The sequence below is a fragment of the Luteibacter sp. 9133 genome (assembly GCF_000800155.1).
Taxonomy (GTDB): Bacteria; Pseudomonadota; Gammaproteobacteria; order Xanthomonadales; family Rhodanobacteraceae; genus Luteibacter; species Luteibacter mycovicinus.
This window is the reverse complement of record NZ_JUHO01000001.1, coordinates 2,037,943-2,055,392: the sequence shown is the minus strand read 5'-3', so window position 1 is coordinate 2,055,392 and position 17,450 is coordinate 2,037,943. Positions and strand designations below refer to the sequence as shown.

The following is a 17,450-nucleotide window of genomic DNA, read 5'->3' as shown; positions in this document are numbered from 1 at the left end:
TATCCTTTGACGGAGCGCCCATCCCGACTGCGTTAGCGCTTTCGTTTTTTTTACGCAACTCAGGCTTGCTGAGGGCTTTGCGCTCCGCTAGATTTCGCGGCCAGACCACCGTACAGGGGGCGCCGCATCCGTGGTGCTTGCGGGGGTCTGTCAGGGGCAATGGATTGAAGCTTCGTCACGATGATGATGCGCTGCGGGCATGGCCCCGGCCGGAAGGACGCACCTGGCGACTGGCGTGGGCCGTGAGCGCGGCCGTCGCTCTCGCCCTGCCCCTCCGCGCCGCGCCGGCGACACCGCCCGGCCCGTCTTACGATTGCCTGATCGAACCGGCGCAGACCGTCGAGCTCGGCACGCCGGTCACCGGTATGGTCGAGAAAGTCTTCGTATCCGGAGTAGAGCACGCTGTCGGCATAAGCGTCGGTGCCGAACAGGGTTGCGCACTGTTAGAAGGTGGTGGTGTCCGCTGCTGGGGACGAAACAGCTATGGGACGTTGGGAAGTCTTGCAAATCGAGACGCCCCTACCTATGGAGACGCGCAATTCGTCTCTCATGCACCCATTGGCTTCGTAAACTATCCAGGCAACGGCCGTTTACTGAGGAAAGCAAGCAAATGAACGGTTCGATGCCAAGGGAGTCCCAGATCCTCAACCGGCATCTATTAACGCTTCTGGCGCTTCTCGTGCTCGCCTTGCATTCCGCACAGGCAAAGAGCCAGATCTACTTTGGTCACGTTGTCGAAAGTACGTTGTGCAAAGAGAACGAGACCATCATGTTTGCGTGCAACATCAAGAAAAAGAAGGTCGCCGTATGCGCCTCACCTCGAGCCGACAATCCTTTTGGAGTACTTCAATACAGGTTCGGATCGTCAAGCCAGAGCCTTGATCTGGCGTTTCCGTCGAACGACGTCCCGGCACAGGCCAGCGCGTCGGGCGGCAGCCGCGGAAATATGGGGCGTGGCTCCATGCAGTTCCTGCGCATGAAGAACGCCGACGTGACATACACCGTCTATCACGATGCGTTTTCGTCGTGATACGGGCGAGAAGACGGTACGGAAGGAGGCGGCATACTTATCGAACGAGCAGGAAAACTTCTCGCGAATAAGCAGTGCGAAGCCGATCAAGTCATCTATTCGGGAATGCTTCAGGACGAACGCTTCTTTGGGCCCGCTATTCCTATCGACAAAACCCCGGTCACGACCTTCGAATCATTCGGCTACTGACACCACTGGTGCCTGAGGCACTCGCCTGAGACAAGAGTCATATGAAGCCTGGAAGCAGACCACTAGTAGTTCGACAATGCGTTCTCATGCTCACGGCTCTCCTATGCGGTGCCGTATCGGCTACCGACCGGACGTCAGACGGGAGCGTGCGGTCTGTGCTCGCAGATGCCGCACATACACACACGTACATGGGGGCTCTGGGCAAGCGGTGGCGTATGCCACTGGAGGCAGAGGTTCCCAAGGTCGATCTTTATCTCGGCATGAGCGAAGACGACCGGCCTGAGCCGTTGCTTTACGCAGTCGCCGCGACGACGTCGCAGGGATGGCCGGTCGAACGAAGCGACGGTTCCGTTCAGGTCGACTCGTGCCGACCACAATCGTGCGAGGAAAAGAGCCTGATCTGGGCGTCCAGTGACGGCGTGGTCGTTGGTGCGCTCGTCCATTTCTTCTACCAGGATGCCAAGACGTCGGCGCGCCGTTCGCTTCTCATCTGGTCCAGCGAAACCTGCCTCGACACGCTGCCACATGGCTTCGTCATGGCTCTCACGGAATGGCTTCGCCAGCCAGCGTCGGTCGCCGGCTTCAACGCCATCCGCATGGTCGGTCCAGGCGGAAGAGTCGTCGACGTTCCTCCCGGAAGGCTTTTGCCATGAAACATCCCGCCTTCATCGCCGGTCTTTCCCTCGCGCTCCTACTTTGCGCCGTCCCGTTCCCGGCGGTCGCAGACGAGCCGTGCTGCGACAATGCGCACGGATACCACCACTCTGGCCCCCTTTACCTCGGCGTGCCCGTGGCCTTCGATGGTGGCGAGAAAACACCCGGACGCTACGGGGTTCTCGTGCCAATGGACGGTTCCGATGCGCTGTTCGCTGCTTGCTCGAGTCACGGTGGTGTATGGGTAGCTGGCGAAACCAACCCGGTCGCTTGCAACCGTGTCACCAAGGGGGACACCCTCGCAGTGCTTGGAGTCGATCCGGCGGCTCTCGGTGGCGCGGGTCAGGGCCTTGCGCTCCCGGTGGTTTTTTCGACGACCGCGTTCAAGCTATTCGAGCCCTCCATAGCTAAAGCCGTGCCCGTGGATGTTGCGTCCGTACGAGCACTCGACCCGTCCCTCGATTCTGCGGCGATCGAAACGATCAGCCTGCCAGACGGCTCATCCCTGTTGTTCATGGCAGGTACGCGACACGTTCCCGACGGTAATGGCGAAAACGACTGCGCAACGACCGCCGAGACCGTCTTCACTCGCGAACACGGGATACTCCGTCGGGCTGCCGAATTGCCCGCTCGCCCCACGGGCCTTGTCCTTGCCGACAAACCCTATCTCATCGTTCCTGTCGATTGTGGCAAGCGCGTGGGCATTTGGGCCGTCGGTAAAAAAGTCGAACAGGTTGGGTACTTCGACAACGGCTACGAGTACGGCGGGTGACGATCGGCAAAACTTCGCTGCTATCGCAACAGAAAGGATCAGAGTTGTTAACTCAACGGCCGGCCTTACTCAATAATGCAAAGCTGCGCTGGATTGTTCTGGCACTCGTTGCACTCGCGGCCTGCGGGCTATGCCTGATCGGCTCCTGGCAAAGCGGGCGCCATTTTCTCCAGGTGCAGGGGACGCGTCCTGCCGGCGCCGCTTGTCCACATGAACGCACCCAGCCCTGGAAGATCCCTGGCCTCGATCACATCGTATCTATCGCCTACCAGGGCGGCTGGCTGGCGGCAATCGACAGTGAAGGCCGCACCTGGTCGTATCGTGCGCAACCAACCGAGTATTGCATCGGCACGCCACAACATGTCTATTTAGGACGTCACGCTGGCGACGACGATCCGTCAGCCACCCGGATGTATAAACTCGCGTCGTCGACATCGGAAGCCATCGGGCTGTCCGACGACGGGCGCGTTGTGCGCTGGTACCACGACCGCGTCAACGATGCATGCCCACATGGCAGTCATCATCCCGGAACCTGCCAGGGTCGAATTACTGACGTTCGCCGGGACATGACGGATGTGTCGCGAAGTCACGAGCATCTGCTCGCCGTTGATCGAGAGGGCGCTGTCTGGAGCGAGGGAATGAACGATTGCGGCCAGTTGGGCCGCTTCGACCGCCAGGGGCAGTTCTCTTCCGAATCGCGCGGTTATGGCCGTGTGCCTGGCTTGCCGAAGATCACCGCCGTGGCGACCGGAAGTCGCTACAGTGCGGCGCTAGATGAAGAGGGACGCGTATGGGGCTGGGGCAGTCTCTCGACATCGTGGGCTCTTGCAGGCGGAATCTACCACGCCGAGCCGATGGCCCCGCTATGCCGACCCGCAGGAAGGAGTGCCATGGGCCTGGACGAAACCCCGCATGTGTTACCCGTGCAGGTCACGGGGCTTCCATCTGTTCGTTCGATCGATATGTTCCAGAATTTCGTACTTGCGATCGATCGCGACGGCCACCCGTGGGCTTGGGGCTACGACGAATGTGGCGTCACCGGGCGTGATCCGAAGGCCCTCGCGGCGCAGGCGACGTTTCAGAGGCAGCCACAACGCATCGAGGGCATGCCGTCTCTGCTCGCAGTCAGCGCGGGCGTCCGACATGCGCTATTTCTCGACAAGAACGGCGTGGTCTGGGCGACGGGTAATGACGGCGCGGGGCAATTGGGAGCGATGGTTCCCCGACATACGGATCCACGACAGTGTGCGTCGAGCGAAGAACTCGGTGCCGACGAGAACTATTCAGAAGTGCCGGTGAAGGTACCCTCTCTGCCCGGTATCGTGGGTATCGCGGCGGGACGCGACCGCAGCGCCGCACTCGATCGCGACGGACATGTATGGATCTGGGGCCGTTATCCGTAAAGAAACTTACATGACACGGTTATGAGGACCTACTCGATGACCGCAGGCACCTTATGGTCCCTGTCGACCGCGGCAAGCGGGTAGCATCTGGATGATGGAAAGAAGCGCCGAAAAGATCGGCTATTTTGACAAGGGATACGAATACAGTGGGAACTGAACACACCATCGGTTTTATCGCCGGCACGCCCGTGTGGACCAGGTCTGGCCTGGTGCCCATCGATCAGATCGGCGTCGGAGACTTGCTTCTTGCGCCTCCCAATGAGTATGGCGCCGACAACGAGCACGCCTCTGTCACCTACGTCTCGACAACTCCGTGCGATGCGATTGTCGCGCTGATCTATGCCGATCCCGCCACGCCAGGCCGATCCGCAACGACGTTCACAACGACGAACCAGAGCGTCTGGCTTGAGCAGCACGGTTGGCGACCGACTCGAGCGGTACGTCTCGGAGACCGCTTGCGGTGCCACGACGGCAAGTTGATGTCGGTTGAACTGGTCTCGCCGGTGTTCGAGGTACGGCCCGGCGTCGGCTGGTTTCCGGTCGCGCCCACGATGGACACGATCGGTCACGTGATCGATTTTTCTGGACCGACATGGCGACTTCTGAAATCGTATGTCAACCAGCCGCTTGATATGCCGGATGATGGGACGCGTCTATCCGTGAAAGTATTCACGCTTGGAGTCGCGGGCGGTGGTGCTTACTTTATTGGAAGCGCGGGAATTCGCGTGAGCGGAGCATCTAATCTCAAATGACTCGACATCCGCATTCTCCCGTCAGCGGTATCCCCTCGCCCTCGCTCAGGTCACTCGCATTATCGACATCGGTACTAACGCTCATCACCCTGAGCCCGGTGTCCAGGGCGGATGTCGTTACCGAAGGCGCGGCAAACGCTGTTCACGCCATCTGCCCTAACGCGTCAATCGATGCGCCGAACGATGCGGCGGGCGCGCTGATGCCTGGCGGGGCGATGGCTGTCCCGATGGTTGTGGATTGCGATCGCGACCAGACCGTGGAGATCATGGTGGCAGTGAGGACATCGCAGGGTGATTACCGCATCGCGTACAGAACGAAGCGATGGGGTGCCTCAGAGCGGCGCTGGGACCGCGTCTCGATACGGAACTTCGTGCTCGTCTATTCGAAGGGTTGCGCGGCATCGTGCGAGCTCGTCTGGGAAAGCAACTATAAGTTCAAGCTCATTGAAGGCAAGCTCACTCTCATTGGTGAGAAACGGCGCGACCAGTCACGTGCTGACGACGCGACCGGAACCGTGTCGGACTATGGAAGCAGCATCAATTACTTGACAGGAAACGAACTTGTCTGGCGGACCCTGCTCAGGAAAAGAGTGGAGAAAATGACGCACTTCGTCCTGGCCGATCTAGTGACTTTTGAGAACTTCGATAGCGACGAAGTGGATGAGATGCACTTCCACGTCAAAGGCATGAATGGCTTCATTGATGCCAACCTCCAGTACAAAGAGCAGCCATAGTGATGTTCCAAGGACTCCATTTGGGGCGACGAACCCACATTTGAGTAGTCACTAACTTATCGCCCGGAAGAATCCAGCGCTCCTCACCAGTGCGCGATACGAATGCGTCAGTCCAGGGCTATATCAACCCCTCATCTGTCGCCTGTCGCAGCTTTTTCAGACGTTCCAAAACTGCGACCATTCGAACTGAAAACAAAGAGACAAATGGCGTTGCCTGCGATCAAGAGGAGGAGTAAAAACGAGTCGCGGGGCACTGCCACATTTGGGTGGGCGAGAAAAACAGCCCACGGCAATGCCAATACCATCTGCACAAGCGTAGTCACCGTTCCGCCCATTGGTCCCGCACTTGGGCGATCCACAATGCTCAGGAGCAGCATGAGAACAACCATCGCCAGGTAAAACACAAACAGTGAGCGTGGAATAATTCGACGCCTGCCGGAGACCAGGTGGCGACCCGCCCAGAGACCGAGCAGTGAAAACGACGCTATGAGCATGCTCAACACGGAAGTGGGAAGGTAGAGTTGACCGGAAGGCCGAAGATTTTCTACATCTACACTTGCGACGCTTTCGCCAAGCCCCTTGTCGATCACGCCAAGCTTGCGCTCCCAGGCAGTTGGCGCGCTGTCCAGCTGAATGAGCCAGATGTGCAATGGAACAGTACCCATGGCAATGTCCGACCTTAGCTTCAATTTGGTATCACTGGCATCATCACGGTCTCGCATAAGATCGACGAGCATCCCGGCAAGATACGGCTGGCTGGCGGCTCTGCACCACGTTGTTGCCGAGGCGCGAGCCGCGACAAATACAGGCTCACACTGCAGCCACACGCCATCAGGCTGGGAAGTGCCGCGTGATAAGGTGACCGTGATCCCAGGGGTAAGCAGCGAGGCGTCCGCGGATGCGTTGTTCTTGATCTCCAGCGACACGATGTATGTGCCCCGATCCGAAGTTCCGCGAGAATAGTAACCGTCAGGCTCCCTTCGAAAACCTACGTCCGCCGGTGCTTGTCCGGCCGGACGCAGCCGTAGGGTGAACGTCTCGTCTACATACGCGGCAGCTGCCTCGCGATATGCCTTCTCGTCCGCCTGAGGCGAAGCAATAGCATCCTCCACTGTCGGTGACTGAGGTAGCGATGCCCCTTGAAGCGCTAAGAGATCGCGCCGCCACAACCAAACTCGCAACGCCGTCGATGCGGCAGGGTCGCGGAGATTCTGAAGTTCGGCCACCAGCGTATACGACTCGCGAACGTCAGTCGGCACTTTCTGCGACCGCAAGTCGCCTAGTTCTGTGGCTCGCGCGCGATCCGCGTGGACCGTTAGGCTCAAAAATGTTGTGGCCAAGGCAGCCAAAGCACAAAGCATCCGTTTCATTGTCTTCCCCTAGATTTCGGTCGGCGCCTTCGGCTGGCCGCGAATGATTGTAATGTTGCGAACACGCACTTGGCACGCCACCTTGCGGGTGCGAACATGACCGCATCACAGGGGATCGTTCACCGAGTATCCGACCCGCGCCCGGCTCTGCCAGGCGGCCGGTGACGTGCCGTCATGCTCGGGACGGACTGGATCCTCCGCACGTCACGAAGGGATTTGAACTAGGGATTCGACGGATGAAAAATATCAAACCCATTCACGGGGTCTCGGCGCTTGCCGCCATCCTGATCATCTGGATCGGCACGGCACTCATCGGCTCATGGAAATCCGGCCATGCCTCCCGCACCGGTGCCCCGGAGGCGGCCTTAAACTGCATGGGCGTACGCCGTGAACCCTTCCGAATTCCTGGCATGGAAGGTGCGACGGCAATCGCCTTCCAGAGTAGCCATCTTGTCGTCCTCGATGGCGAAGGAAGGATGTGGTCGTACCTCGTCACACAGTCACCTACGTGCGAAGGGCAAGCCACGTCCATCGATCCCGCGCATTCCCCGATGAGTCGGATCGCCCCTTCGGCGGTTGACGCCATTGGAATAACGTCCACAGGGACCCTTGCGACTTGGGAAGCGCAGGAGAGAACCCGGATGTGTCCCTCGGGAATCCGTGGCAGTGTTTGCGGCGCCTTCCTGAAAGAACATATCACTGGCCTTCGCGAAATCACGGGCAGCGCGTCGCACTTACTCATGGTCACACAGGACGGTAGCGTCATGAGCACTGGCATGAACGACTGCGGACAAACCGGCCGACCGTTGCCCCACCTGGCTGCACCGCGACTGGATATCGATCTCGTGCCAGGCCTTAGCGACATAGTTCAGGTCGCCGGTGGCAAGCGAAGCAGCATGGCCCTGGGCAAGGATGGCCGTGTGTGGACGTGGGGAAACCTTTCTCATCCTCTGATCGAATCGTCGTCCCCGCCGCAACCTACCCTCGATGCCGTCTACTGTGGTGGCTACGAAAATCCCTTCCACCTCCCCGAGGCAGCGAATCCTACGCCTGAGCCCGTCGCTGGCTTGCCGCCGATAACGGCGATCTCAAGCTTTCACGGCTTCGACCTGGCGCTGGACCGGAAAGGCCGCGTCTGGGGCTGGGGTTACAACGATTGCGGACAACTCGGCGGCGACCCCACCACCCTCGTCGAACGAGGGGGTTTCCAGTATGCGCCCGCCATCATCGAGGGCCTGCCACCTATTACCGCCATGGCCGCCGGCCGGCGTCATGCGCTGTTTCTGGGCACTGACGGCAGCATCTGGGCTACCGGCGATAACGAGTTTGGCCAGCTGGCAACGAGAGCCACCCTCCCTTTTGGCGGGCAAACCTGTGTGTCGAGCACCCAGCGCGGCGGCCTCGATCCCTATTCGGGCAAACCGGTGCGCATCGAAGGCATTCCAACGGCAAAGGCGGTCGCTGCCGATAATGGCCACAGTGCCGCTATTGATGAAGACGGACATGTATGGATCTGGGGACGTTACCCGTGAGACGCGGACATCGACTTCTACTCACCGTAGCTCGGTGCAGAAAACGATCCATACGTCGCTCCGTCATACGCGATCTGCTGACGCTCGATCGTTACCACCTTACAGGATTTACCCGGAACACCCGATTCAATGCTGTCACGCGTAACCACGAGAAGATCCTTGAAGCCACGACTGCTGGTCGGCGCGATCGTGATCGCCGAGCGGACCGCACGCGTAGCGTCATCGCACCCAGGTGAACTACCGCCATCTGTTAAAAGCTCAACCTGGGTCGAAAAGATCCTGTCAATCGCCTCGCCGCGCCGAACGAACATCGTCAGGCGCGTCTCACTCCATTTCGAATGCGTGTTGTAGGGGTAGTGGACGTCGCGAACACCAAACGCACGAACGTCCGCGGCAAGTTGATAGCGCGCCGTATCAACTTCCGTCGCCCGCAAGGAGGAAGCATCCGAGACGAGATAGGCTGGATCTCGTCGCTTTGCCACAACTTTCCGGGCACGCACATCCCAGATAGCCACGTCCAGATTAAAATGCTCGTCGTCAGCAGGACTAACGATGGCGACAATAGAGGTGCCAGACGTGACCGGATCACGACGGCATGAGGACAAGGCCGGGTCGAAGGTAGGCAAGCGCAGCTCTCCGGCAACCGCTTCGATGATTTCGGCACCACAAACGCGCGCAGCGACATCGGGCACCCGTTCATTCGCGATGCTGCTGAACACCGTCATGACCGTGATAGCTAAAGCAGCCCGCCTGAAAAGCCGGCAAAAAACACGTATCGGCATTCGTTGCTCCTCCAGTATCCCGGACATAACCGTCAGCCCGCCTCATACCGGCGCCCAGGCGAACTAAAAACAAACAACAACGCCGCATTCCCTGCAGCAAACAGCCACGGAAAACCCGACCCATTCGGCAATCGATTATTCGGCGACAGCAAGGAAAGCGACCGAGGCAACCCCACCACCATCTGAGCCATTAAAGAAAGCACCCCTTTCATCGGCGCTCCCGTGCTTTCATCAAGGCCCGCAACGCAGAGGGCCACGACCACCAGTATCACGTAGCCGACGAACAGCCCACGAGGCAGGATGGCGCGATGGGCGGAGTTGTAATGTGCCGCACCTCCGGTCGCCAGTAAGGCCGCTGTAACGACCAGTACGGCCCAGGCTGTCGTCGGTACCGGGCTCCTGGCCGCTTCGATGGCGCGAACTCGATTCGCGATCTCCACGCCTGCGAGCTCCCGGACGCCCAACGCCGTTTCCCATGACGGGGCGTAGTCAGCACCAGAGTCTGCCATGACATGCCGGGTCGGGGTCCCGGTCTCCAGATCGACTCGCTTTACGATGCCATCAAAATGCTTGAGCGCCTCCACGATGTAGGCGACTTGTCCAGCTACCGTACCGCCAGGGCCAGAAGACCTGCACCACGTTCCGGCCTCTCCCCCCGCGCTGATCTGGACCGGAGCGCACGACAAAGACGCGTCGTCGACTTGAACACGAGCACCTAGCTCTGCATCCAACGATCCGCGATTCGTCACGACAGCCGCAACAAACACGTGGTCGCCAGTGCGGGTGACGTAGATTCCCTCCCCTGAACGAACGGTCTCAGGCGGGATTCCAGCGACACCGTCAACAGCCAGGCGGATGCTGAACCGTTCGGCCACGTAAGCCATCGCAGCCTCGCGGTATGCACCACTGTCGGCGAGCGGGGAGTCGATCGCTTGCTCCACCGTCATATACGGCGGCGTGCCACCTTCCAGACGAGTGAGGTCGCGTCGCCACAGCCACGTCCGCAGTGAAGGCGTCCATAGGTCTCCGTTTGCGTCGTACATCTGCCAAAGGAGCTTGTACGCGCCAACGTCATCATCCGGCACATTCTGCTGCAGGATGGAGTGAAGCGGCTCCTGCTGTTTCAACGGGTCGCCGGCCTGCCCCACCGCCGGCAACAAGCACAGCAATACGAAAACCCAGACGAATCGCTTCACTTCATCGAACTCCCGAATCAATCACCACCGACCGCAACTCATCCCGCCTCACCTGCCGCAGCCCAAGCCGACTCATCGGCCCTCGGTGAAAAGTCAAGCCGACTGGCTACTTCGCTTTATACCGACGTCCAGGCGCGCTCAAGACAAACAGTAGAGCCGCGTTCCCAGCGACGAAGAGCCAAGGAAAACCCGACCCATTTGGCAGATGATTAGCCGCCGTCAGCAAAGAGATCGACCAGGGAAGCCCGACGACTATCTCGACCAGCACGGACAATACGCCACTCATCGGGGCGCCCGTACTCTGATCGAGTCCTCCCAAAGCAACGGCCGCTGCAGCTAGCATCATGTACCCGACGAACCATCCACGCGAGACGACGGGGCCGTTTGCCGAACGGTAGTGTGCCGTGCCGCCGGTCGTAAGAAGGATCGCGATCACGACCAACATGGCCCAAGCCGCTCGTGGCGCACCACTCTCCGTGGTGATCTGACTTGGCGGCGTGGGAGGATGATAGACCGAGAACGCAGGATCACCCTCTCTCAGGGTCGTTTCCCAGTCGGTGGCGAGGGTGGGGTCATTCGCCAGCGTCACGTGGCGAGTGGGTGAACCGATGTCAATCTCGGCCTCGGGAACGACGCCATCTGGTGAGTTCAGCAATGCATCGATCCCGGCAAGTTGCCGATCCACGCTGCCGTGCCCGAGCGCAGTGGCACACCAAACGGGAATCGTCATGCCCGCCTTCACCTGTGAGAGATTGCACCTCAGATCCACGTCTCCATGAGCGACTCGCATGCGAATGCGGGCCTCTATTGGACCTTTATTCTGCACCGTCGCCTTCACGAACACTTCCTTTGAAGATCGCCTGGTGAAAATGCCCGGTGCCTCACGGGTAGTACCCGATGGCCGACCGGTTGCATCGTCAACGCCGAATCGAATGGAAAACGTCTTGGTCAGATATGCCTGCGCCGCGTTGCGGTACGCTGCCTGATCGGCCATGGGTGATTCAATGGCTTCTTTCACCGTCGTAGGCGGTCGCGGTGAGCCATCAATGGCGGTCAGGCTGCGTCGCCAGATCCATGTACGCAATGCAGGCGCATAGGCCTGGCCACTCGCGGCCTCAAGCGCCCATAGCCTTTCATAGGCGCCAAGGTCATCGTCTGGAACCTCCCTTTGCAGAACGGAGCGAAGGCGTTCCTGTTCATTCAGGGGATCTCCAGCCTGCGCCACCGCCGGCAGCAAGCACAGAAGCACGAAAACCCAAACGAATCGCTTCACTTCATCGAACTCCCGAATCAATCACCACCGACCGCAGCCCATCCCGCCTCACCTGCCCCGGCCCGAACTGACTCACCTTCCCATCCAGCAGCACCACCGCATAGTCGGTATGACCCATCGACACCCGCGTGCGATGCCGGTCCAGGTAGTTCAGGACTTCGAAATCGCCGATGGTCCGCACCTAATCCGGTCGCCCAAGCGTGGCCACCACCTGGTCGCGGCTCGCGCCGATATCGATCTGCGTGATTTCGTGACCGGTCGTCTGGCACCCGGTGACCGCGATCACCAGGGCGACCGCACAAAGCATCCGTTTCATTGTTTTCCCCTGTTTCCGGTCGGCGCCGTCGGCGGACCGTAGGGCATTGTAGCGTCGTGAAGGCGCACTCGGCACGCCACCTTGGGGGTGCGAAAATGCCGACCGTACAGGGGTCACGCCGACGCTGCATGACACGTACCACGCGCACACCGGCCAGCTCAGCCTGAACCAGCCGCTCTGGCGAAAAGCCAACAGCGTCGCGCTGGACCAGGCGAGCCACGCGAGCGATCAGGCCAACTGGCAGATGGCCGACACGGAGCAACAGCTCTACGTGAAGCTGGCTACGAGCTGGTTCGACCTGATGGAAGCGCGCGACGTCGTCGACTTTCGCGGAAACCGTACGCCGTGAACGCAGCGGCGGTCGGGCCCTGCGCCGCTACGTCACGTGGTTATAGGATCGGGCCGAAAAACACTACGACCGGCAACGCATCGACACGCAGCGAAGGGATGTCGTACAGCGCCTGCCACGCGGTCAGTGCACCGATCGGCAACGTGGACGCTTCGATGGCAGTCAACATGTCAGGGAGCCGGGTGACCTCTGACGGCAGGACACTGGCCTGCTCGGCCGCAGCCCCGTTGCGCCAGAAGTCGATCAGGCCGACGACGCGGTCGCCGATGGCGAAGCCCTGAGTCCCGGCACCAGCATGCGCCACTCGCCCCGCGAACTCGTGACCGATGATGACGGGAAGCGCACGAGGCGAACCGTCGGGTAAGGCCATCGTTCCATTCGTGACCCACGCGGGTTCGCCGAAGGTCATGCCAACGGCTTCGACGTCGATCAGCAGCCGGTCGTCGGCGTTGGCGGGCACCTGCGTCTCGCCCACGTGGATCGTGAGATCGCCGGACCCGGCATCCGCAATCCAGGCCGCTTTCATCGTGGACGGCGTGCTCATAGCTGACTCATCCCGCCGTCGATGATGATCTCGGTGCCGACGATGAAAGCCGACTCCGGCGAGGCCAGGTGAAGCACCGTCGCGGCGACTTCTTCCGGACGGCCAAAGCGGCCAATCGGCACCTGGGACTGGATGCTGTCCGCGGTGGCCTGCAGCGTCGCCGCATCCATGCCGAGCTTGCCGTAGAGCGGCGTCTGCACCGGGCCCGGGCTTACGACGTTCACGCGTACGCCCTGCGGGATCAGCTCGGCGGACAAGGTCCTGGCGAGCGAGATCAGCGCCGCCTTGGTCGCCGCATACACCGACGAGTTCGGCATGCCGATGTGGGCGTTGATCGAGCCGTTGAGCACGATCGATGCACCGGTATTGAGGTGAGGTGCCAGCGCCTGGATCTGGAAAAAAGCACCCTTGATGTTGGTATTGAAGCTGAGGTCCCAGAACGCTTCATCCACCTCGGCCAGCGACGCGAAGCGGGCCATACCGGCGTTGATGAATACCGCATCCAGCTTGATCCCGAGGTCGGCCACGGTGGTGCCCAGCGCACGGGCATCGGTGATGGAACCGGCGTCGTTGCGGATGACGGTAGCGCGCGGGCCCAGTTCAGCGGCGGCGCGGTCGATACCCGCCTGGTCCCGTCCGGTGACGATGACCCGCGCCCCTTCGGCGATAAAGCCCTGAGCCACCGCGAAGCCGATGCCGGTGGTGCCGCCGGTGACCAGAACGTTCTTGTCTTTGAAACGGTTCATGACATGACTCCCGTGGGGTGGTTGATGGAAGCATGCTGCGCCGTGCCGTGTCTTTTGCCGTACCATCCTTTCGACGCACTCGTTCGAAGGGGTCGAACGTCTCATGCTTTCGGACGATGAAATCGCCCTGCTCGAGGCCATTCGCGAGGCCGGGAGCCTGTCGCGCGCAGCACGCCGGCTGGGCAAGGCGCCTTCGACCATTTCGCACGCTGCACGGCAGCTGGAAGCACGTTTCGATGCCTTGCTGTTCGACCGGCGTCGTTACCGTCTGCAGCTGACACCCGCCGGCCAGCTGCTCGCGCAGGAATCCGCACGACTGGCCGCGGACGTCGGCCGCCTCACCCAGCGGGTCAAGCAGATCGCCGGCGGCTGGGAGGAACAGCTCTGGCTGGTCACGGACGAGATCTTCGAGTTCGAACTGCTGCTGCCATCGATCCGTGCATTCGACGCACTGGGTTCCGGCGTCACGCTGCGCGTAACCCACGAAGTCCTGGGAGGCACCTGGGAAGCCCTGGCCGACGGTCGCGCCGACCTGATCGTCGGAGCCACCAACGAACCACCGGCCATTCCGGGGCTGCGCTGGTTCGAACTGGGGACCATGGACTGGGTCTTCGCCGTGTCACCGCGCCATCCGCTCGCGAAGGAAACGAGCCCGCTCACGCAGGAAGTCCTGGCCCACCATCGGGCGATCGTGGTCGCGGATTCGTCGCGCCGGCAGCGTCGCGGCTACGGCGTCGTCGGCGGTCAGCCCACGCTGGCGGTGCCGAGCATGCGCGCGAAGATGCGCGCCCAGCGCGACGGCCTGGGCGTGGGCTGGCTGCCGCGCGACCGCATCCTCAGCCTGCTGAAGAACGGCAGCCTCATCGAGAAGACGGTGGCCAATCCGCGCGAGCCCAACACGCTGTACGTGGCATGGCGGGAGGAACACGAAGGTCGTGCGCTCGCCTGGTGGCTGGACCAGTTTCGCGATCCGCGGCTGGCGAAGCGGCTGGTCCAGGGGGTCGACGCAAGCGCGACACCCTAGACGAGTAGACAGAGACGTCAGATGCGGAACGGGATGGGCCTGCCACCCAGCACGGTGTATCCGTCGTCGAAGAAGTACCACGCTTCGTAGCGGCCAGGCGGCAGCGCATCGCCCGACGCGTCGGCCAGCATGACCGAGCCGACACCACGCGGCGCATACACCCAGCGGAGCAGGTGTTTTTTCGTGGGCTCCGAACCCGCGGCGAACACGCCGATCCAGTTCTTCGGACGGTGGTGCCACGGTGGCACCGCGTAGTCGAAGCGACGGCCCGCATAGCCCTCGCCCTGGATCGACACCAGCGCGTGGAACATCCGGTCGTTGCCAATGGCCGGGTCGGTGACCGGAGCCCGGAGCTTCTGCGGTACATAGCCAGCCATGCGTCGCAGGTAACCCGCCTGCCCCGCGACGCGCACGGCGACGTCGTACCAGCCACGGCTCACCTGCCACTCGATCGTCCGCTCGCAACCGGCCTCGACGCGCACCTGCATCGGTCCATTCTCGTAATACGCGTTATCGCCCAGCTGAAACACGCACGCTTTGTCGCTGGCCCGGTTGTCGAGACGAATGGAGAGACTGCCCTTCCACTCCTGATGCGACGCACTGACTTCCGCCGCGAGTCCTGCGGACCCCATGGCCCGCTGATCGCCTCGCCACTCGCGCAGAAAGCCGTTGGGACCATGGATCGCGACGTCATAACGGCCGTCGTCGGCAACGGGCCGTACCGCTGAAAGCGACTTTCCGGCCTCGATCGTAAAGTGTTCGGAGGTCTGCGCCGCGGACATCGGCTGATGAAACGCGATGAGGGCGACGCCGATCGCCCCGGTATTGGCGAAGCGCAGCGCCAGCTGACCTCCGTCGACCCGCATGTCCGCCGCAAAGGCGTAGTCCGTACGACAGGCTGCCCGCGTGGCGGGTGCCTGGACCGGGAAGACCTGTGGCGCGGGCACGGCCGCGCTTTCGGTACCGTTCCGGAAATGCGTCGCCGTATCGATACGGCGTGGCAGCGACGGCCGGAAATCGAAAGCTTCCGTGAGATCGCCGCAGACCGCACGTCGCCACGGCGAAATGGCATCGCAACGCACCGCATCCTTTTCGCGACCCTGATTCGACAGACCCTTCGCCGCTGACCACGCTTCGAGCAGGCGGATCACGGAGGTATGGTCGCTCAACTGCGAATGCACTTTGCCGCCGGCGGTCCACGGCGACACGATCACCATCGGCACGCGCGGGCCGAGTCCTACCGGGATCGCATCCATGGTTTCCGCGGCACCCGCGTCCTCCAGGGTCATCTCGCCATAGGCATCGCTGGTCGCCGGAACCGGTGGCGGCACGTGGTCGAAGTAGCCGTCGTTCTCGTCGTACATCAACAGGAACACCGTCTTGCGGAAGACCTCCGGGTGGTCGTTGACCAGTACGTCCAGCAACCTGGCGGTGAACGACTCGCCGTCGCCCGGCGATGAGCTGGGATGCTCGCAAAACGCCGACGGCGCCACGATCCACGAGACGCGCGGCAGGCCCGCTTTCACCTCACCGGGTGCGGGATCGTCCGGCTCCATGCCGGCGGCGACGTCCTTCGCGAACTGCGCGACCAGCGCGTCGCCGGTCTTGCCACTGGGCTCCGCAAAGACGCGCCCACGGCGATACAAGGTCTGGAACGTCGGATCGTCAGAGGTATCGATCGGCTTGCCGGTGTTATCGACCCGGAAATTCTTGTAGTACTGGAGGTAGTTATCGCCGTAGTTGTCGTACTCCTGGTAGATCTTCCAGGTGATGCCGTTCTCGGTAAGCGTCTCCGGATAGGTCTTCCAGTCCGCGATACCGGCGGCTACCGCCGCGTTCTTCGCCTCAGGCGACTGGCCGAGCATCGCCGGGGTGATGTCCTTGTTGATGTCGCAGGCGATGTCCGCGACGTAGCCGCAGCTGCCGTAGTTGTCCGGAAAATTCATCGGCGGCGGCACGGTGCCCGACCACAGGCAGAACCGGTTCGGATCGGTCGCCGCGAAGATCGAGCAATGATAGGCGTCGCATACGGTGAACGCGTTGGCCAGCTGGTAGTAGAAAGGCAGGTCGTCTGCGTTGAGAAAGCCCATCGCCTGCCGGCTCTTCAGCGGCACCCAGGTGTCCCAGTTGGACCAGGTCTGCTGTGAAGCCTTCCAGCTGTGATCCAGATCGGCCATGTACTGGTACTGCACGTTGCCTGGCGCGTTCAGGCGAAACGGCAGCACGTAATTCGTCGACTGCGCGGCGCGATCGGTGTCGTACCAGCCCTTCGGTTGCGTCCACGCCGCATGGGCCACGTGATCGCTGAAACCGCGGCTTGCCGCGTCGAGGCCTTCTGGCTGGTACCAGGCGTAGTTGCCACTAGGCAGCGGAACGGGTCGCGGATCGCCGTAGCCGCGCACACCCGGCAGCATGCCGAAGTAATGGTCGAACGACCGGTTCTCCTGCATGAACACGATGATGTGCTCGATATCCGCCAGACCCGGCGTACCGGTGGGATTGTGCGGTTCGAGCGCCAGCGCTTTCTCGATCAGACCGGGCCAGCTTGAAAGCGCTGCGACGCCCGCGGTGCCCGCACCCATCTTGAGGAAGCGGCGTCGCTTGATATCGTCGATAGGGGGCATGCCCTGGCCTCACGTCAACCGGCCGGTGTTGGCCGGTACCCGATTGTCACTATCCATGTTGCAGTAGCGCGTCAGCCCCGCGTGACCACCCCGGAATGCGACGCGGCGCACAGCCAGGCCGGCTCAACGCGCATGACCCGACCCGTCTTGTATCGCCCCG

18 protein-coding genes are annotated in these 17,450 nt (G+C 61.6%); 11 read left to right on the top strand and 7 right to left on the bottom strand.

Annotation, left to right across the window (positions count from 1 at the left end):
- Positions 1-164 precede the first annotated feature (164 nt).
- The 7 genes from FA87_RS20340 (at position 165) to FA87_RS08840 (ending at position 5,534) form a co-directional block, all read left to right on the top strand.
- A complete protein-coding gene (locus tag FA87_RS20340; protein ID WP_156108734.1) occupies positions 165-614 on the top strand; it encodes an RCC1 domain-containing protein in 450 nt (149 codons plus the stop codon).
- Positions 611-1,030, top strand: coding sequence for a hypothetical protein (locus FA87_RS08865; protein ID WP_081996527.1), 420 nt, complete (start codon positions 611-613; stop codon positions 1,028-1,030). The genes FA87_RS20340 and FA87_RS08865 overlap by 4 nt, the downstream gene beginning before the upstream one ends.
- 344 nt (positions 1,031-1,374) lie before the next feature.
- Positions 1,375-1,872, top strand: coding sequence for a hypothetical protein (locus FA87_RS08860; RefSeq protein ID WP_197062390.1), 498 nt, complete (start codon positions 1,375-1,377; stop codon positions 1,870-1,872).
- The gene (locus FA87_RS08855; protein ID WP_043693945.1) at positions 1,869-2,645 is read left to right on the top strand and encodes a hypothetical protein; all 777 of its coding nucleotides are present in this window, start codon (positions 1,869-1,871) and stop codon (positions 2,643-2,645) included. The genes FA87_RS08860 and FA87_RS08855 overlap by 4 nt, the downstream gene beginning before the upstream one ends.
- Positions 2,642-4,048: a hypothetical protein gene (locus FA87_RS20335; protein ID WP_156128525.1), complete on the top strand. Its 1,407-nt coding sequence runs from the start codon at positions 2,642-2,644 to the stop codon at positions 4,046-4,048. Before FA87_RS08855 ends, FA87_RS20335 begins: the two co-directional genes overlap by 4 nt.
- A 146-nt stretch (positions 4,049-4,194) precedes the next feature.
- On the top strand, positions 4,195-4,800 hold the full coding sequence (locus tag FA87_RS08845) for a hypothetical protein (RefSeq protein ID WP_043693937.1): 606 nt from the start codon (positions 4,195-4,197) through the stop codon (positions 4,798-4,800).
- Positions 4,797-5,534 (top strand): hypothetical protein, encoded by a 738-nt coding sequence (locus FA87_RS08840; protein WP_156108737.1) that lies wholly within the window; start codon positions 4,797-4,799, stop codon positions 5,532-5,534. Before FA87_RS08845 ends, FA87_RS08840 begins: the two co-directional genes overlap by 4 nt.
- 131 nt (positions 5,535-5,665) lie before the next feature.
- Here the strand turns inward: FA87_RS08840 and FA87_RS08835 are convergent, their stop codons facing one another.
- Positions 5,666-6,904, bottom strand: a complete 1,239-nt coding sequence (locus FA87_RS08835; protein WP_156128524.1) for a hypothetical protein — start codon at positions 6,902-6,904, stop codon at positions 5,666-5,668.
- Positions 6,905-7,140: 236 nt separating this feature from the next.
- On the opposite strand from FA87_RS08835, the gene FA87_RS08830 reads away from it, so the two are divergent.
- Positions 7,141-8,436 (top strand): hypothetical protein, encoded by a 1,296-nt coding sequence (locus FA87_RS08830; RefSeq protein ID WP_036113361.1) that lies wholly within the window; start codon positions 7,141-7,143, stop codon positions 8,434-8,436.
- A 17-nt stretch (positions 8,437-8,453) separates the two neighbouring features.
- On the opposite strand, the gene FA87_RS08825 is transcribed toward FA87_RS08830, so the two are convergent.
- From FA87_RS08825 to FA87_RS08815, 3 genes are all read right to left on the bottom strand, one after another.
- The gene (locus tag FA87_RS08825) at positions 8,454-9,218 is read right to left on the bottom strand and encodes a hypothetical protein (RefSeq protein WP_036113362.1); all 765 of its coding nucleotides are present in this window, start codon (positions 9,216-9,218) and stop codon (positions 8,454-8,456) included.
- Positions 9,219-9,250: 32 nt separating this feature from the next.
- The gene (locus FA87_RS08820; RefSeq protein ID WP_156108740.1) at positions 9,251-10,414 is read right to left on the bottom strand and encodes a hypothetical protein; all 1,164 of its coding nucleotides are present in this window, start codon (positions 10,412-10,414) and stop codon (positions 9,251-9,253) included.
- Between the two features lie 106 nt (positions 10,415-10,520).
- Positions 10,521-11,687 (bottom strand): hypothetical protein, encoded by a 1,167-nt coding sequence (locus FA87_RS08815; protein ID WP_156128523.1) that lies wholly within the window; start codon positions 11,685-11,687, stop codon positions 10,521-10,523.
- A 109-nt stretch (positions 11,688-11,796) separates the two neighbouring features.
- Between FA87_RS08815 and FA87_RS20715 the strand changes: the two genes are divergently transcribed.
- Together FA87_RS20715 and FA87_RS20330 are read left to right on the top strand one after the other, a co-directional pair.
- Positions 11,797-12,045 carry a hypothetical protein gene (locus tag FA87_RS20715; protein ID WP_156108741.1) on the top strand — a complete coding sequence of 83 codons (249 nt, stop codon included), beginning with the start codon at positions 11,797-11,799 and terminating at the stop codon, positions 12,043-12,045.
- 82 nt (positions 12,046-12,127) lie between these two features.
- On the top strand, positions 12,128-12,352 hold the full coding sequence (locus FA87_RS20330) for a TolC family protein (RefSeq protein WP_081907489.1): 225 nt from the start codon (positions 12,128-12,130) through the stop codon (positions 12,350-12,352).
- Positions 12,353-12,392: 40 nt separating this feature from the next.
- Here the strand turns inward: FA87_RS20330 and FA87_RS08805 are convergent, their stop codons facing one another.
- Entirely contained in the window at positions 12,393-12,896 is a 504-nt protein-coding gene (locus tag FA87_RS08805; RefSeq protein ID WP_051943670.1) for an alcohol dehydrogenase catalytic domain-containing protein, read from the bottom strand.
- The gene (locus tag FA87_RS08800; protein WP_043693926.1) at positions 12,893-13,642 is read right to left on the bottom strand and encodes an SDR family oxidoreductase; all 750 of its coding nucleotides are present in this window, start codon (positions 13,640-13,642) and stop codon (positions 12,893-12,895) included. Before FA87_RS08800 ends, FA87_RS08805 begins: the two co-directional genes overlap by 4 nt.
- Before the next feature lie 103 nt (positions 13,643-13,745).
- On the opposite strand from FA87_RS08800, the gene FA87_RS08795 reads away from it, so the two are divergent.
- On the top strand, positions 13,746-14,666 hold the full coding sequence (locus FA87_RS08795) for a LysR family transcriptional regulator (protein WP_043693922.1): 921 nt from the start codon (positions 13,746-13,748) through the stop codon (positions 14,664-14,666).
- Positions 14,667-14,683: 17 nt separating this feature from the next.
- Here the strand turns inward: FA87_RS08795 and FA87_RS08790 are convergent, their stop codons facing one another.
- On the bottom strand, positions 14,684-17,290 hold the full coding sequence (locus FA87_RS08790; protein WP_043697733.1) for a phospholipase C, phosphocholine-specific: 2,607 nt from the start codon (positions 17,288-17,290) through the stop codon (positions 14,684-14,686).
- Between the last annotated feature and the right edge of the window lie 160 nt (positions 17,291-17,450).

Coding starts and splice junctions, on each gene's coding strand:
- FA87_RS08865 (WP_081996527.1), top strand. CDS start 611: ATGAACGGTTCGATGCCAAGGGAGTCCCAGATCCTCAACCGGCATCTA.
- FA87_RS08855 (WP_043693945.1), top strand. CDS start 1,869: ATGAAACATCCCGCCTTCATCGCCGGTCTTTCCCTCGCGCTCCTACTT.
- FA87_RS08840 (WP_156108737.1), top strand. CDS start 4,797: ATGACTCGACATCCGCATTCTCCCGTCAGCGGTATCCCCTCGCCCTCG.
- FA87_RS08835 (WP_156128524.1), bottom strand. CDS start 6,904: ATGAAACGGATGCTTTGTGCTTTGGCTGCCTTGGCCACAACATTTTTG.
- FA87_RS08830 (WP_036113361.1), top strand. CDS start 7,141: ATGAAAAATATCAAACCCATTCACGGGGTCTCGGCGCTTGCCGCCATC.
- FA87_RS08825 (WP_036113362.1), bottom strand. CDS start 9,218: ATGCCGATACGTGTTTTTTGCCGGCTTTTCAGGCGGGCTGCTTTAGCT.
- FA87_RS20715 (WP_156108741.1), top strand. CDS start 11,797: ATGACCCATCGACACCCGCGTGCGATGCCGGTCCAGGTAGTTCAGGAC.
- FA87_RS08805 (WP_051943670.1), bottom strand. CDS start 12,896: ATGAGCACGCCGTCCACGATGAAAGCGGCCTGGATTGCGGATGCCGGG.
- FA87_RS08800 (WP_043693926.1), bottom strand. CDS start 13,642: ATGAACCGTTTCAAAGACAAGAACGTTCTGGTCACCGGCGGCACCACC.
- FA87_RS08795 (WP_043693922.1), top strand. CDS start 13,746: ATGCTTTCGGACGATGAAATCGCCCTGCTCGAGGCCATTCGCGAGGCC.
- FA87_RS08790 (WP_043697733.1), bottom strand. CDS start 17,290: ATGCCCCCTATCGACGATATCAAGCGACGCCGCTTCCTCAAGATGGGT.